The sequence below is a fragment of the Psychromonas algarum genome (assembly GCF_004376845.1).
In the GTDB taxonomy this organism is placed as follows: Bacteria; Pseudomonadota; Gammaproteobacteria; order Enterobacterales; family Psychromonadaceae; genus Psychromonas.
Genome location: NZ_SNUW01000009.1, coordinates 1 through 16,230 on the forward strand (window position 1 = coordinate 1; position 16,230 = coordinate 16,230).

The window sequence follows — 16,230 nt, forward strand, 5'->3', positions numbered from 1 at the left end:
TAGCGCGACGTACACGGCGACGGGGACACTGCCGGCGGGCTTTACCTTACATGCTGATGGTAGCTACACATTAGATGCCAGTCATCAAGCGTATCAGCACTTAGAGGCGGGCCATAGCGAAGACATTACCATTCCCGTGACAGTGACCGATGGTGCAGGCGGGATAGACACACAAACCTTGACCATCACTTTAACGGGTACTAATGATGCACCGATAGTGACTCAACCTGTTGTTGCCCAAACCGCGACGGAAGATACGGGCTTTAGTTTTGCACTGCCGTCGGATACCTTTAATGATGTGGATAATGGTGATCACTTAACGTTATCAGCGACAGGGTTACCAAGTTGGCTGCATTTTGATGCGGCAACGGGGATCTTTAGTGGCACACCAAGCAATGCCGATGTGGGTAAGCTCCCGATTACGGTTACTGCGACGGATAGCCACGGTGCACAAGTCAGTACCAGTTTTGCTCTGACGGTCAATAATACTAATGATGCGCCGGTGTTAACGCCCCTATCGACAGTGGCGGTCACTGAAGATGGTGCTCATGCGAGTGGACAATTGCAATCAACGGACCCAGATGTGGGCGATGCTCAACATTTAACGTATTCCGTTGCGAATTCTGTTGATGGTTTTACGTTAAACAGTGACGGCACTTGGGATTTTGATCCTAGCCATGCTGCGTATCAACATATTGCCGCCGGTATTTCAGAAACGGTATCAATTCCTGTTATGGTCAGTGATGGACATGGCGGAACCGATACTCAACAGTTAGTCATTAATATTACCGGCACCAATGATAATCCGGTGGTGAGCTCAACAATGGTTGATGGTGGTCATGGTTTTGATGAAGATACAAGGCTTACTTCACTATCTTTAGTGAGAGGGCAGTTGACAGCGACGGATGTGGATACTGGTGATGCTCTTAAATGGGAAATCATAGCAACACATTCTGATCCAAATAAAGGTGAGTACGGGCATATTGCTTTATCTCCGTCAGGGCAATGGGTATATCGTATTGGTAGTACTGATGCGGCAGCATTATCGGAAGGTGAGCAGGCAACGGAAACCTTCCATTTTAAAGTAAGCGATGGTCATGGTGGAAGCACAACACAAACACTAACGATCCATATTACGGGGGTTAATAATGCTCCAATCGTTGTTAGCCATAGCCAGGGGGTTCTGCCGATTGCTGAGCAAACGACGAATCAAGATTCGCCGTTCACTTTCACTTTGCCGGCAGACACATTCATTGATGTCGATCATGGCGATCACTTAACGCTTTCTGCAACAGGCATGCCAAGCTGGCTTCATTTTGATGCGGCAACGGGCACTTTTAGTGGCACGCCAACCAATTCAGATGTTGCTGGTAAACTTCCGATTACGGTTACCGCAACCGATAGTTATGGTGCGCACGTAGAGGCAAGTTTTGCTTTGACGGTTAACAATATCAATGATGCTCCGATTATATCTCCAATATCTATAGTGACCGTTACAGAGGATGGTGCCCATGCGAGTGGGCAATTGCAAGCAACGGACCCAGATGTGGGCGATGCTCAACATTTAATGTATTCGGTTGCGAATGCTGTTGATGGTTTTACGTTAAATAATGACGGCACTTGGGATTTTGACCCTAGCCATGCTGCTTATCAACATATTGCAGCAGGTGTTTCCGAAAGCGTGTCTATTCCAGTGACGGTGAGTGATGGGCATGGTGGAACCGATACTCAGCAGCTAGTCATTAATATCACCGGCACTAATGATGCGCCGGTTATCACTCCGGGTGGAGATATTGAAAACACGCTATTAGTGTCTAGGTTTCAGCAATCTGTTCTGATTCAAGGACAATTAGTGGCGACAGATATTGACACTAATGATCAACCTAAATGGGAAATAGTGAATCCAACAGGATCCCACAACCCAGGCTCTACTGGTTATGGTACTTTTATTATCAGTGATGATGGGCGATGGTTTTTCCGTGGAGGCGGTAGCGGAGGTCTAGCTAGATCATTAGCAGAGCATGAGACGGTTGATTTACCTTTTACTGTTCAAGCTTCAGATGGTCACGGTGGTGTGGTGCAACAAGTGGTCACGGTTCATGTTGTCGGTACCAATGATGCGCCAACGATCACGCATACGGTTACCGCCCAAAGTGCCACGGAAGATACGGCCTTTAGTTTTGCACTGCCATCGGATACTTTTAACGATTTGGATAATGGTGATCACTTAACGCTGTCAGCGACAGGGTTACCAAGTTGGCTGCATTTTGATGCGGCAACGGGCACCTTTAGTGGCACACCAAGCAATGCCGATGTGGGCAAACTCCCGATTACCGTTACCGCGACGGACAGTCAGGGGGCACGGGTTAGCACCAGCTTTGCGCTAACAGTGGATAATACCAATGATGCGCCAACATTAACTATCACTCAAACGACACATATTACGGGCACACTTGTCGGTTCAGATGTGGATGTGGGTGATGTATTGACATACTCTTCACCCAACGGGGTTGTTGATAGTACCGCACATACCACCGTTGTACATGGCCAATTTGGGGATTTAACCATAGATACAATGGGGGGGGCTTACACTTATGCCCCTCATAGTAGTGCGGTGGGCATGGCATTCGATCCTGCAACGGGTATTTATTCTGGGCATGAAGTTTTTGAAGTGGTCGTGACGGATTCTAGTGGCGCGGCGGTGAGTCAGTTCATTCAATTTGACCCAACGGCAACGGTGACAGCGGCGACTACATCAGGTAATCCCCCCGTAGTGGTTGCACAAGTACCGACTTCGCCAACTGTAACGTATTATGCAATGCCAACATTACCAACGATTACGCCACCTACCAATGCGGTGACGATATCACTCGATCCTGCAAGTAACAGCGGGGATAAAACTGATTTAATTACCAGTGATACCACGCCAACGATTACAGGACATACTGATATACCGTTCTCGGTGGTGGAAATTAAAGATGGCACAACAGTGGTTGCGACCACAACCAGTGATGTAAATGGAGACTATTCAGTCACTACATCTGCATTAAGTGGTAGCAATAGCGGTGATGCGCATTCGTTGACGGCAACGGCGACAGCACCTTCAGCGACAACTGGGGTTGATTCTTCTGGCATGGTTGTGACAGTGGATACGGGCATTACCGCCCCAACGGTTGATTTAGTTGATGCTAGTGATTCGGGTAGTAACCATAGTGATAACTTAACGAACGACACGACACCAACCTTCACTTTAACAGGGGTTGATTCTGATGTGACACAAGTTGAAGTGTTTGATGGCTCTACCTCATTAGGCATGGCAACTAAAGTATCGGGTAGCACTTGGACGTTAACTACGGATGCTGCGCATGAATTGACTGCAAATGGTCACCATGACATCACCGCGGTGGTAACCGATACGCAGGGTAATAGTGTTACTTCCTCACCTTTAACAATTAGCTTAGACACAGATCGTCCAATGCCTCCGTTGATGTTTGATCAGATTACTTCTGATAATGTGATTAATGCCGCAGAATCCACCGGTACTGTTGCGGTTACAGGTCGTGTTGGAGGTGTGCTTGGCCAAGACTTTGTTTCAGGAGACTTGATGACAATTCACTTAGGTGGTAAAGATTATCAAGGCTCGGTGGACTCGAGTGGTGCATTTAGTATTGATATCCCTGGCAGTGAGTTAGCGGCAAATCATGCATACAGTGCGAGTTTCGCTGCACATGATAATGCAGGCAATGCTAGTAGTGTTAATAGAGTAAGTACGAGTTACGCGGTAGATACTGATGCTACGACTGCTTCAGATACCGATACCGCCACTGAGGACCAAGCGGCAGGAGTTACTCATGGCAATGTATTAACCAATGATGATCAAGGGTTAACGGTCACTAATACGGGCGATAAAATTGGCACTTACGGTACTTTGCACTTGCAAGCAGATGGTTCGTATACCTTTGATTTAAATAATAATCATCCAGCAGTACAAGGAATACCTGCAGGTCAAACGGTGACTGACTCGTATACTTATGAAGTCACCGATGCTGCTGGTAATACTGCGCAACAAACTTTAACCATTACCATTACCGGTACTAATGATATCCCTATTTTTGCTGCGATACCGTCGGTTTCAGTTACTGAAGATGCAGCCAAGGTCACTGGGCAGCTACAGGCTAATGATTTTGATGCAGGAGCTAACCAGCATTTAACTTATACAGCATCACAACAGGTAGATGGCTTTACATTAAATGCCGATGGATCATGGAGTTTTGACCCGAGTCATGCTAGTTATCAGCATTTAGCAAAAGGCGTATCAGAAACTATTTCTATACCTGTATCGGTAACGGATGGAGAGGGTGGCACGAGTCATAGTACATTAACCATTGACATTACGGGAGCGAATGACAGTCCATACTTGATTGGTACAGTCACTCGTAATGTAGATGAAGGTGGCCATCTGATTTCTAGTCATCTACTTGCTAATGATATTGATGATGGTGATACCATTGATGCCATTACTTTCTCGTTAGACCCAGCGCAGCCTCCGGTCGCTGGTTTTACACTTAACCCTACTGATGGATCATATACATTTGATCCTTCAGATCCAGCTTATAATTATTTAGCGGCAGGTGAGAAACTGGATATTGTTATACCTATTACTTGTACAGGTTCTTCTGGGGAAAGTAGTACACAAACGCATGCGATTACCTTCCATCTGACTGGAACTAATGATGCTCCAACCGTTCAGCATGATAGTGTAAAAATAACGGCACCTGAAGGAACTACACCAATTGTATTAACAGCTGATAATTTTGGTAATCCAATAGATGTTGACACGACAGATACTTTATCGGTTGATATTACTGATACTCATGAAGGAACTATACAGCTGGATGCTCATGCTGTTAGCAAAGTTTCTCTGGCTGATATTCAGGCTGGAAAGGTAACCTTTAAAGGTGCTGCGCATACAGCATCAACAGATTCGGCTAATTTTACTTATAAAATTGATGATGGCCATGATGTGAGTACTGTACATCAAACTGCTGTTCACATTGATGCACATGCAGATGGGGTTACGTTAACGGGTACTACTGCTCTAACAGCCGGTAGTCAGTCTGGGCATACAGAAACGATTGTGCACGTTGATGGTAACGCGCTACATATTACAAATAACCCCGATGGTAGTTTCAGTGTGCAGGGTAGTATTGATTTACATAAGATTAATCAAGGTGAACATTTAGGTACATTAGACCTCCAAGGTTTTCATCCATATCTATTTTTACCTGGTTCGGCTTCCGATTATCATTTTGGTAATGGGTTAAGTAAAATGAATAACAAGTATACTGGCCAATATATGGATAATGTAAAGGACATCAGCAGTACTACTCATGATATAGACATTGACCGTGCCGATGGTATAAAAGGCATGCTCTTTGCCAATGGTGATGTTCTGGGATTCAAAAAGAATAGTGATGATCATCCCAAAATTATGCATGCAGCAGCTAAGAACGTACATACTGTTCCTGGCAGCCACGAATATGATCTTAATTTACAGGTAAACCTTGATGACCAAGATGGTAGTGAACATTATGTTGTGGACATTGCACATCATGATGGTGTTGAACTATTTGATGCTCAAGGTCAGCAGGTACAAGAGAAAGCTAATCATGGTGGTTGGGAGTTAACAGAAGCACAAATAGCAGGAGCTAAAGCGCAGGTATCAGATACTTTGCATGGCGATATTAAGCTTGAGATTAAGGTTATCACAACAGAAAACCAAGGTGGTGCACATAATCATGCTTCTACCGATTTAACGCTACATATGCCATTACCTCCAGTAACAACGCATATAGCCGGTCAGGGAGTTGGTGGTAGCCAAGCGCTTCAGTTAGCGACTGCTGAAGAGATTAAGAATCATGGGGGCTCCGTTGATACACCGTTGACGCCTGCACAATTAGGGTTGACTTCTCATGATGATCTTACCACTAAAATTATATTTACTAAGGTGCCTGCGATTCATAACGGCCATCAAAATGGGGCTCAACTTGTCCTTTTAAATAATGGAGGAGAGACTTTTATTGATGGTGGTGGTAAGCAGTCTGTTACTTATGATGATGTGTTGCATGGACGCTTAGTTTATCGTCAACTTGATACTACTGAACATGACCTTAAATTTAAGATTGAAGGAGATTCACATGAATATAGTGTTCAGCTAAGTAAATCGAGCCACGATGCCCCAGACACTACGGACACATCAACGTTTACAGCAACGGTAGATCCTGCTGATGCCCCTGTTGTGGATCATACTGCGGTAGCTACTCACGTGGAAATGAGTGATGCAGCTAGCTTGTATATGGCGCATACACCAGGTCAGGTTGATGATTCTGCTAATAACCATGATGCTGTTGATCATACTTTAGTGGCTAAAACGGCTACGAATCACCAAGCGTTCTATCCTGAAGCTAGTGATGTGTCCGCACAAGGTAATACAAATTTATCGGATGCGGTGCATGATTATTTACAGTTAGCCGGTGTGGATGTGAATAAGGTCAATGTAGAGCATACAACGGTTGTGGATGATCAGTTACACATGGATAATTCGTTTAGTCATAATCCATTAGCTGATGATGTGAGTGACGTCTTAAACCATGGTTTAGCGGCACATGATGGGCATGATGCTTTTGTTAATTTATTATCTGATGATGATCATGATAAATTAGGTAAGCACCCTCTTGATCACGATGTTAAACATGATCTTGATACAACGGATATTACACATCATGATGATAAGTTGGCGGATGCCTTACAACATAGCAATTTAGGCGATCAACATAATACTTAAACCATTAGGGGGTGTTGCTGCTTTAAAATGTAGTAATCAACCCTTTTTTTAATCTTTATGTTTGTTGTATGGATAAGTATAAAAAAGGCCATTATGAGAATAATGGCCTTTTACTTTTTAAGTTTTATTTTTAACTTTTTTAAGTGATGTGATTGAGTTTAAACAGCTTCTAGCTCAAGCAAGGTATGCCCTAACCCAATATTATCAGTACGTTGTGTTACTTTGAATCCCGCTTGTTCTACTATCTGTAGGAAATCTTCACTGCGGTAAAAACGACTGTTCCCATTCGCTAAACAGGTAAAATACAGAGAGGTTGCATTTAAACTTAATGTGGCAGCATCGTATTTTTGTGCATCCCAAAATAGCTCTAAAATGTAAACTTTAGCGTCTAGTTTCATGGCTTTGCGTACACGTTGTAAGATGCTTAAAATTTCCATTGGTGAGAAACAGTCTAAAAATTGACTCATCCACCATGCGTCTGCGCCAGTAGGCAGTTGTAATGTTTTATCTAACATGTTGGTTGGGTGATTTTTAACTCGGCCTGCAAATCCTGCATCAGCAACATTCTTCATCGCAACTTCAATTTGTTGTGGTAGATCGATAATGGTCATTTCTACGTCTTTATCGTAATTTACACATTGAAGTGACCATTTACCTGTATTACCGCCGACATCAAAAATACGTTTTGGTTTATGGGCAAACACTTTTTCTAATAATAATGGGAATGAACGATCAGAATAGAAATGATCAAATTCAAACCAGCTTTTTTTAGCTTGTTCAGGTAATCGAGAAAGTCCTTCGTATATTGTTGGCCAATCACCTAATTCTTTTAATCCTGCTGGAGTGCCCTCTTTAATGGCTTCGGTTAAATGCATCATGCCTGCATAACAAACATCGGCGGTAAAATCTAAATTAGCGCGTGTCATGCCATCGTGTAATAAGAAGTAACCTAGTTTAGCAATAATATAATTTGGACTGTTCCAAGTTACAATGTGAGCGCTTAATGCCATGTCTAATAAGACTTTTACGCCGTATTCAGAGACCCCTGATTGGTTGCTGATTTGTTGTGCGTTTAAGCCTGTTTGCCCTGCTTTATCAAGTACCGCTAGAATACCTAAATCACGTAATGTACGTGCGGTATGAAATGTAATTGGCGCGAATGCGAGTTTTTGAGCTTCTGTTTTGGCTTCAAGTGCACTGAATGGGTCTGTTTGAAAGTTAGTCATTATATTGCTCTACTTTATTTAATTGGCATTATTTAAATACAGATGTGTCATCTACTGCTTGGTTTGTTTACAAGCGTATTTGTTATTCAATATAACTTGTTAGAAATCAATAAATCATCTGTTATGGTTGAACTCAGATTTTATATTGTATAACTTCTGCTGATATATCAAGTAACAAAACGCTGTTTACTCTTTTTACGGGGTGGGGATTTATTTGTTTGAACCAATAAAAAATTTATTCTACCCTGCTATTTTTATTTATATTGAGATTTATATAGGATAATTGCTTCTCTACTTCGCAAAACAGCACTCTAAATTGGTGCTTAACTTTAACTAGTTAATGAGTTGTCTGCTGTATGGAACATAGCGGTAAAAAAATACTTTAAGCCAGTAATAAATGATAACATTACTAGGCATTAATTGATTATAAGCGTGTGTTTTAAATGAATAATATAAATTTTAATATAGACAACTGGATTGCATTATCCCCGGGTTTAATTACACAAGATGACTGGATTAATTGGTCAAAAAACGATTGTGCATGGCCTGAAGAATTGTCCGCTGTGCCGGTTGATCTTATTAAGCCTATGATGCGTCGTCGTATGAGCAGTTTAAGCAAACTTGCTTTGCAAGCTGCCTTACAGGTCTCAGCTGAGCAATCTATTGATTATATTGTTTTTTCTAGTCGTCATGGCGAATTAACACGTACTGTTAAATTAATAGAAGATATTATTAAAGGTGAAGATGCTTCGCCAATGGCGTTTTCACAATCGGTTCATAATACGGCTGCGGGTTTATTTACTATCAGCGCAAACCGTGCAACGCCTGTTACTTCCCTTGCTGCTGTTGAAAGCACACTGCATCACGCTTTAATCGAAGCGGCTATTTATTTACAAGCACAGCCTTCAAAACGAGTGTTAGTGGTGGATTTTGATGAGCCGTTGCCAGTGCAATACAAAAAATATGAAGAAGCAGATCAAAAACCTTATCAAGGTTATGCTTTTGCGAGTATTTTAAGTGCGGGTGAGCAATATCAATTATCTTGGTGTAAAAACCGTTCAAGTTTCAGCAATTTATTCCCACAAAGTTTCTCTGTGATAGACTTTCTGCTACAAAATAAATCACAACAAATTATTAGCGATCAGCGTTTTATGTGGACTTGGAGACATTCATGAGTTCATTTGCTCAAAAATTAAATAAACAATGGCGCGTTTTTGCAACAGGTATGTGTTTTGCTCTTTTTGGCATTGGCGGTTTAATGCTTACGTTTGTTGTTTTTCCTTTGTTGACCTTTTCGATTAAAAATAAAAGTTTAAGAGAGCTTAGAGTTCAAAAAATTATTCAGACTTCTTTTTACTTTTTCTGCGAAACGATGCGTATTACTGGCGCAATTGATTATAAAATAATTGGTGCTGAAAAATTAAAAGATGATCGCGATTGCTTGATTGTTGCTAATCATCCAAGCTTGATTGATTATGTATTAATTACTTCACAATTAAAGCAATGTGACTGTTTGGTGAAAGAAGGTATTTGGAAAAATCCATTTATGCGTGGTGTTGTTACTTCAGCTGGGTATATTCCAAATAAAGATCCCGAAACATTGCTTACTAATTGTGAAGAAAGATTAAAAGCAGGTCATGTGTTACTTGTTTTCCCTGAGGGGACGCGTACCACAAAAGGTGTTCCTTCAACGTTACAACGAGGCGCTGCACAAATTGCAGTGAAAACAGCATCGGATTTGCGTATTGTTCATATTACGGTTGAGCCCTCATTTTTAACAAAACAAGGCAAGTGGTATCAAGTTCCAGAGACTAAACCGCTTTTCATTGTTGAAGTTAAAGATAAAGTGGCAATAGATGAATTTATTGATAGTGATGAATCACCTTCACTAACCGTTAGAAAATTAAACAAACACTTAAACAGTGTTCTCTTTCCATAAAAATAGGTAAGAAAATAGATGCAAGAGCTTGAAACTGAATTAAAAACACTGATTATTGAATCGCTTAATCTTGAAGATATGAGTGTGAATGATATTGAAACTGAAGCACCTCTTTTTGGAGAAGGTTTAGGTTTGGATTCTATCGATGCGTTAGAACTCGGGTTAGCGATTAAAAAACAATATAATGTTGTGTTAGATGCTGATGATACTGAAACTCGTCAACATTTTTCTTCAGTTGCTAATTTAGCAAAATATATCAGTGCAAACCGATAGGAAATAAAGATGAAAGATTTAACGAGAGATGAAATATTTGTACAAATTCAACAAGCCTTAGTTGAGTTATTTGAATTAGAAGCTGACGACATTAAGTTAGAAACTAATTTATACAAAGAATTAGATTTAGACAGTTTAGATGCCGTTGATTTAGTGGTGCATTTACAAAAACTAACGGGTAAAAAAATTCAGCCTGAAGAGTTTAAGTTAGTACGTACTGTTGAAGATGTGGTTGATTCAGTAGAAACGTTGCTGAAAGAAAAGTAGTGAAACTTTTTCCTATACTTGCAGCACTTGTTTTATTCGCCTACCCCTTTGCCGTGTATTACGGATTAAATGAATGGGGTTTAGGTGCTGTTGCTGGTGTATTAGGCGCACTCTTTTTATTAAGAATGATTGGTGGTAATCAAACTCGCTTACGTGAATTAAAGTATATTGCTTGGTTAAGTGGTGGCGCAGGTGTTGCGTTAACGTTATTAGCATTAGTGTTTAAAAGTAGTCAATGGTTTACTTATTATCCGGTGATTGTGAATGCGTTGATGTTAGTGATTTTTGCGCAAAGCTTGACTCAAAAAGAGACCATGATTGAGCGCTTTGCTCGTTTACAAGAGCCTAATTTACCTGATTATGCCGTTCGTTATACTCGCAGTGTGACCAAGGTTTGGTGTTTGTTTTTTGTGGTGAATGGCAGTATTGCTTTAGCTACTACTTTTATGTCGTTACACACTTGGACACTTTATAACGGTTTAATTAGTTATCTTTTTGCTGGTGCTTTATTTGCTGTTGAGTTTATTGTGCGTTTATTGGTGAAAAGAAAGAATGAGAAAGCGAATAATGAAAGTGGCAATCAAACAAACAATCAAGCAAGTAAACCAGCAAATAACCAAGTAGATAAAAATGTCCTTTAATTCTCTTGCTGATCTTTTATTAAGTCAACGTGATGATACTATTATTGCTTTTGATGCTGATGGGGATATTAGTTGGCAACAGTTTGTATTGGATGTACGTCATTTAATTCAGGCTATTAACAGTAAACCTTGTCAGTCTATTGCGATTTGTTGCGATGATAGCTATTTTTTTCTTGTGGCTTTTTTTGCCACTATTTATGCGAATAAAAAAGTGGTTTTACCCGGCAATCATCAACCTGCCATGTTGTTATCTCTTGCTTCTGAGTTTGATTTGTTAATTGATGATGGTCAGGTGACACAAGCTGCAGAGAAAGATCTAACACAACAACTCTTTCAACAAACTTCTATAACATTACCTCTTACTAAACAATCGCTTACATCTGTTGCTGATGTTGATTTTTTTGCCCTTGATTTAACGGCTATCGAAATTACTTTATTTACTTCAGGATCAACAGGGACACCTAAAGCGATTAAAAAAACGTTATTGTCGTTGCAAGAAGAAGTACAAAATCTACAAGATAACTTTGGTCATTTTTTAGCACATTCTCGAGTGGTTAGTACGGTATCTCACCAGCATATTTATGGTTTGTTATTTCGTGTGTTATGGCCTTTATGTGCAGGTACCGCGTTTGCTCGTAAAGATATTATTTACCCTGAGCAAGTTATTGCAAATGGCACAATGCAACACACGTTAATCAGTAGCCCTGCGTTATTAAAGCGTTTATTAGATGAAGGTCAGCAAGGTCATTATTGTGCGGTATTTTCATCGGGTGGACCTCTTTCAAGTGCGGCTTCTGATTTATGTAAACAATTATTAAATCAAACTGCGATTGAAGTTTTTGGTAGTACTGAAACGGGTGGTATTGGTTATCGTCAGCAACAAACTGCCGAGAGTGTTTGGACTTTTTTCTCTAAAGTAATTATTAAATTAAATGCTGATAACTGTTTGCTTTTGAACTCTCCTTGGTTAAGTGAGAAACTCGATGTCACTTTAGCGGATGCGGCAAGTGTTGATGGTTATTATCAAACCAGTGATCAATGTGAATTATTAGATAATCATCAATTCAGATTAAAAGGTCGTGTTGATCATATTGTTAAAATTGAAGAAAAACGTGTTTCATTAATTGAAGTAGAAACACACCTTAATGCCTTAGAGTGGATTTCTGAAAGTGCTGTTGTCGTTGTCACTGAACCACATCGTACAACGTTAGGTGCGCTATTAGCATTAACTGCACAAGGTGAGCAGCAATTAGCCACTTTAGGTAAAGGAAAATTTTGGATAAAACTTCGTCAATCATTACGTGATTGGGTGGAGCCGGTTGCTATTCCAAGACATTTTCGTATTGCGCCTGAAATACCAATGAATAGACAGGGTAAACGTTTACAACAAGAGATTGCAGGGTTATTTAAATGAGCAGTGAAACAGCACAATACAAGGCCACTATCCTTGAACAAAAAGTGGTAGAAAATACAGCAACGCTATTATTACAGGTGGATCCTGAGATCACTTATTTTCAAGGACATTTTGAAAATTATCCATTACTTGCGGGTGTTGTGCAGATTGATTGGGCTATTTATTACGGTAAAAAACTGCTTTCTTGTGACACTGTTTTTGCAGGAATGGAAGTGATTAAATTTCAACAGCCAATTTTACCTAACTATCAAGTTTTACTGACTTTACGTTGGGAAAAAGAGAAACAGAAACTGTATTTTTCTTATACAGCCGATGACGAGGTGAGTTGTTCTTCAGGACGTATTAAATTGGACGCGACAAAATGAGTCAGTTTAACCCCTGCTTTCTTATCCCTTGTTACAATCATGGCAATACAATCCATGCGGTAGTGGATCAGCTTATAGAGCGTTTCTCTCTGCCAGTTATTGTGATTGATGATGGTAGCCAAGCAGAAACACAAGTTGTTATTGATGCACTAGGCACAAAAGTAGAGATTATTCGCCTTGAGCAAAACCAAGGTAAAGGCGGCGCTGTGATTGCTGGGCTTAAAAGAGCTCAGCAGTTAGGGTTTACTCACGCGTTGCAAGTTGATGCTGATGGGCAACATGACTTAGCTTCCTGTAGTAAATTAATTGAAGAGTCAAAAACATACCCTGAAGCACTTGTTTCTGGTCGACCTATTTATGATGAGAGTGTGCCTAAAGGCCGCTTGTATGGTCGTTATCTTACGCATACTTGTGTGTGGTTAGAAACGCTCTCTTTTGAGATAAAAGACAGCATGTGTGGTTTTCGATCTTACCCTGTAGAGCGATTAAATGAAGTGATTGCAAAACAGCACTTAGGCAAGCGTATGGATTTTGATACCGAAGTGATGGTGAAATGTTTTTGGGATGATGTTGAGATCCGCTTTATTACCACTAAGGTGATTTATCCTGAAAATGGTATTTCTCATTTTCAACCATTTGCCGATAATGTGCGTATTAGTAAAATGCATACCCTGCTTATTTTAGGTATGTTGTTGCGTATACCGAGTTTATTAACACGTAAAAAACGTTTACAGAAATCATTACAACATTGGTCAAAGCAAACAGAGTCAGGTACTTATTACGGTATTAAATGTTTATTATTTATTTATTCTCTGTTTGGGCGTCGCGTTTTTAAATGGTGTTTAAAGCCTGTTATGTACTATTACAGTCTATTTGCAAAAAATTCGATAGCGGCTTCTCAAGAATATCTTTACCATTTAAAACATTATTCTGCAGAGCATGATATTCCATTACCTAAAAAATTAACGGTTAATCAGCACCTTAGCTCTTTTGCCGAAACTATTTTAGATAAATTAGCTGCATGGAAAGGTGACTTTTCAGTAAAAGATCTGACCATTCATAATCAAGATCATATTAGTGAAGCACAAAATCAACCACGTGGTTGTGTGATTTTAGGATCTCATTTAGGCAACTTAGAATTATTTAGAGCATTGAGTCTACGTCATCAAGATTTAACCATTAATGCGTTAGTTTTTACTGAGCATGCGCCGCGTTTTAATGCGGTGATGCAAGCCGTTAATCCAGACTCAAGTGTTAATGTTATCCAAGTGAATAAAATCGGCCCTGATACAGCAATTATGTTAGATCAAAAAATAGATGCTGGAGAATGGGTAGTGATTGTGGGCGATAGAACGTCAACCAGTGTTGAAAATAAAGTGGTATGGGCTGATTTTCTTGGTAAACCAGCGCCCTTTCCACAAGGTCCTTTTTTATTGGCCTCAATTTTAAAAGCACCTGTGTATTTACTATTTGGTTTACGTGATGATAGTAAAAAAGAGGCGCATTTTGATCTGCATTTTGAGCCTTTTAGTGAGCAAATACTTTTACCTCGTCATAACCGAGAACAAGCTTTGCAAGATGTAGTAACACAATATGCAAAACGTTTACAATTTTATACATTAAAGGCACCACTACAGTGGTACAACTTTTTTGATTTTTGGAAATTAACTGGAAAAAGCAATGATAAATAACCAGCAAAACATTAAATTTGGTGCAGGACGCTTAACAATAGAAGACATTGTTGCTATCTCAGATGGCGCCAATGCAGAGATGAATAGCAACCCTGAATATGTTGCTAAAATAGATCGGGGTGTTGCCTTTCTTGAATCATTATTAAAAGAAGATGGTGTTATTTACGGTGTAACAACAGGTTACGGTGATTCTTGTACGGTTGCTATACCAACGGATTTGGTGGCTGAATTACCACTTCATTTAACACGTTTTCATGGTTGTGGTTTAGGTGCTAATTTAACTGAAAAACAATCTAAAGCTGTGCTTGCAACGCGTCTGTGTTCGCTTTCTCAAGGTGTTTCTGGTGTTACACATGACTTGTTAAATCAGATTATTACTTTAATTAATAATGATATTTCACCACGTATTCCTGAAGAAGGTTCTGTGGGTGCAAGTGGTGATTTAACACCTCTTTCTTATTTAGCTGCTGTATTAATTGGTGAGCGTGAAGTTATCTATAAAGGTGAAATTCGTCCAACGATGGATGTTTTTCAAGAGCTAAATATTAAACCGATAGTGCTACAACCAAAAGAAGGTTTAGCATTAATGAACGGTACTGCTGTAATGACGGCTTTAGCTTGTTTAGCCTTTAAACGTGCTGAATATTTAGCAAAAGTGGCCACTAAAATTACCGCAATGGTTTCAGTTGCTATGCACGGTAATGACTTCCATTTTGATGAAGCTTTGTTTGCTGTTAAACCACATGCAGGTCAACAAAAAATTGCAGCTTGGTTACGTAGTGACCTACAAGCTGAACGTCCTCCGCGCAATAGTGACCGCTTACAAGATCGTTATTCATTACGTTGTGCTCCGCATGTGATTGGTGTTTTACAGGACACGCTTCCATGGTTACGTTCAATGATTGAGAATGAATTAAATAGTGCTAATGATAACCCTATTATTGACGGAGATAACGAACGTGTTTTACACGGTGGTCATTTCTACGGTGGTCATATTGCGATGGCAATGGACACATTAAAAGTCGCTGTTGCTAATATTGCTGATTTATTAGATCGCCAAATGGCGCAGTTAATGGATTACAAATTCAATAATGGTTTACCATTTAATTTGACGGGTGCTACCGGTGCTCGTAAACCAATTAATCATGGTTTTAAAGCGGTACAAATTGGTGTCTCTGCTTGGACTGCTGAAGCACTTAAACATACTATGCCTGCGAGCGTTTTTTCACGTTCAACTGAATGTCATAATCAAGATAAAGTTAGTATGGGTACAATCTCTTCACGTGATTGTTTACGTATTTTAGTGCTGACAGAGCAAGTTACAGCGGCTTGTTTATTAGCAGCAACGCAAGCATTACAAATTCGTAAACGTGAAAATGAATTAAATGAGTCACACTTGAGTGATGGGATAAAAACCATGCTTGCTTCAGTATTAAGTGAATTTACGTTTGTTGATGAAGATCGCCCATTAGAAGCGGACTTACGTAAGTTTATGGAATTAATTCAAACTGAGAAGTGGGATTTATACTAATAACTAAGCAACTGATTAATAATACTTAATCAGTTGCTT

At 40.0% G+C, this 16,230-nt stretch carries 11 protein-coding genes; 10 read left to right on the forward strand and 1 reads right to left on the reverse strand.

Going from position 1 to position 16,230, the window contains the following annotated elements; all coding sequences use genetic code 11:
• Positions 1-6,844 (forward strand): VCBS domain-containing protein (locus tag E2R68_RS09360; protein WP_134277440.1); only part of this gene is annotated, 6,844 nt, incomplete at its 5' end.
• Positions 6,845-7,002: 158 nt separating this feature from the next.
• Here the strand turns inward: E2R68_RS09360 and E2R68_RS09365 are convergent.
• Positions 7,003-8,070 (reverse strand): methyltransferase, encoded by a 1,068-nt coding sequence (locus tag E2R68_RS09365; protein ID WP_134277441.1) that lies wholly within the window; start codon positions 8,068-8,070, stop codon positions 7,003-7,005.
• A gap of 443 nt (positions 8,071-8,513) precedes the next feature.
• Between E2R68_RS09365 and E2R68_RS09370 the strand changes: the two genes are divergently transcribed.
• Genes E2R68_RS09370 through E2R68_RS09410 form a run of 9 tightly spaced genes read left to right on the forward strand, consistent with a single transcriptional unit; the run spans position 8,514 to position 16,191 of the window.
• Entirely contained in the window at positions 8,514-9,245 is a 732-nt protein-coding gene (locus tag E2R68_RS09370) for a beta-ketoacyl synthase chain length factor (RefSeq protein ID WP_134277442.1), read from the forward strand.
• A complete protein-coding gene (locus E2R68_RS09375; RefSeq protein WP_134277443.1) occupies positions 9,242-10,009 on the forward strand; it encodes a lysophospholipid acyltransferase family protein in 768 nt (255 codons plus the stop codon). Before E2R68_RS09370 ends, E2R68_RS09375 begins: the two co-directional genes overlap by 4 nt.
• Positions 10,010-10,027: 18 nt before the next feature.
• Complete coding sequence (locus E2R68_RS09380) at positions 10,028-10,282, forward strand: phosphopantetheine-binding protein (RefSeq protein ID WP_134277444.1); 255 nt, start codon at positions 10,028-10,030, stop codon at positions 10,280-10,282.
• A gap of 9 nt (positions 10,283-10,291) precedes the next feature.
• A complete protein-coding gene (locus E2R68_RS09385) occupies positions 10,292-10,549 on the forward strand; it encodes an acyl carrier protein (protein ID WP_134277445.1) in 258 nt (85 codons plus the stop codon).
• Positions 10,549-11,190, forward strand: coding sequence for a COG4648 family protein (locus E2R68_RS09390; RefSeq protein ID WP_208380193.1), 642 nt, complete (start codon positions 10,549-10,551; stop codon positions 11,188-11,190). The genes E2R68_RS09385 and E2R68_RS09390 overlap by 1 nt, the downstream gene beginning before the upstream one ends.
• Positions 11,180-12,604, forward strand: coding sequence for an AMP-binding protein (locus E2R68_RS09395; protein ID WP_134277446.1), 1,425 nt, complete (start codon positions 11,180-11,182; stop codon positions 12,602-12,604). The genes E2R68_RS09390 and E2R68_RS09395 overlap by 11 nt, the downstream gene beginning before the upstream one ends.
• On the forward strand, positions 12,601-12,969 hold the full coding sequence (locus E2R68_RS09400; RefSeq protein ID WP_134277447.1) for an ApeI family dehydratase: 369 nt from the start codon (positions 12,601-12,603) through the stop codon (positions 12,967-12,969). Before E2R68_RS09395 ends, E2R68_RS09400 begins: the two co-directional genes overlap by 4 nt.
• Positions 12,966-14,660: a glycosyltransferase family 2 protein gene (locus tag E2R68_RS09405; RefSeq protein ID WP_134277448.1), complete on the forward strand. Its 1,695-nt coding sequence runs from the start codon at positions 12,966-12,968 to the stop codon at positions 14,658-14,660. The genes E2R68_RS09400 and E2R68_RS09405 overlap by 4 nt, the downstream gene beginning before the upstream one ends.
• Positions 14,650-16,191 carry an HAL/PAL/TAL family ammonia-lyase gene (locus E2R68_RS09410; protein ID WP_134277449.1) on the forward strand — a complete coding sequence of 514 codons (1,542 nt, stop codon included), beginning with the start codon at positions 14,650-14,652 and terminating at the stop codon, positions 16,189-16,191. Before E2R68_RS09405 ends, E2R68_RS09410 begins: the two co-directional genes overlap by 11 nt.
• The last annotated feature ends 39 nt before the right edge of the window (positions 16,192-16,230 follow it).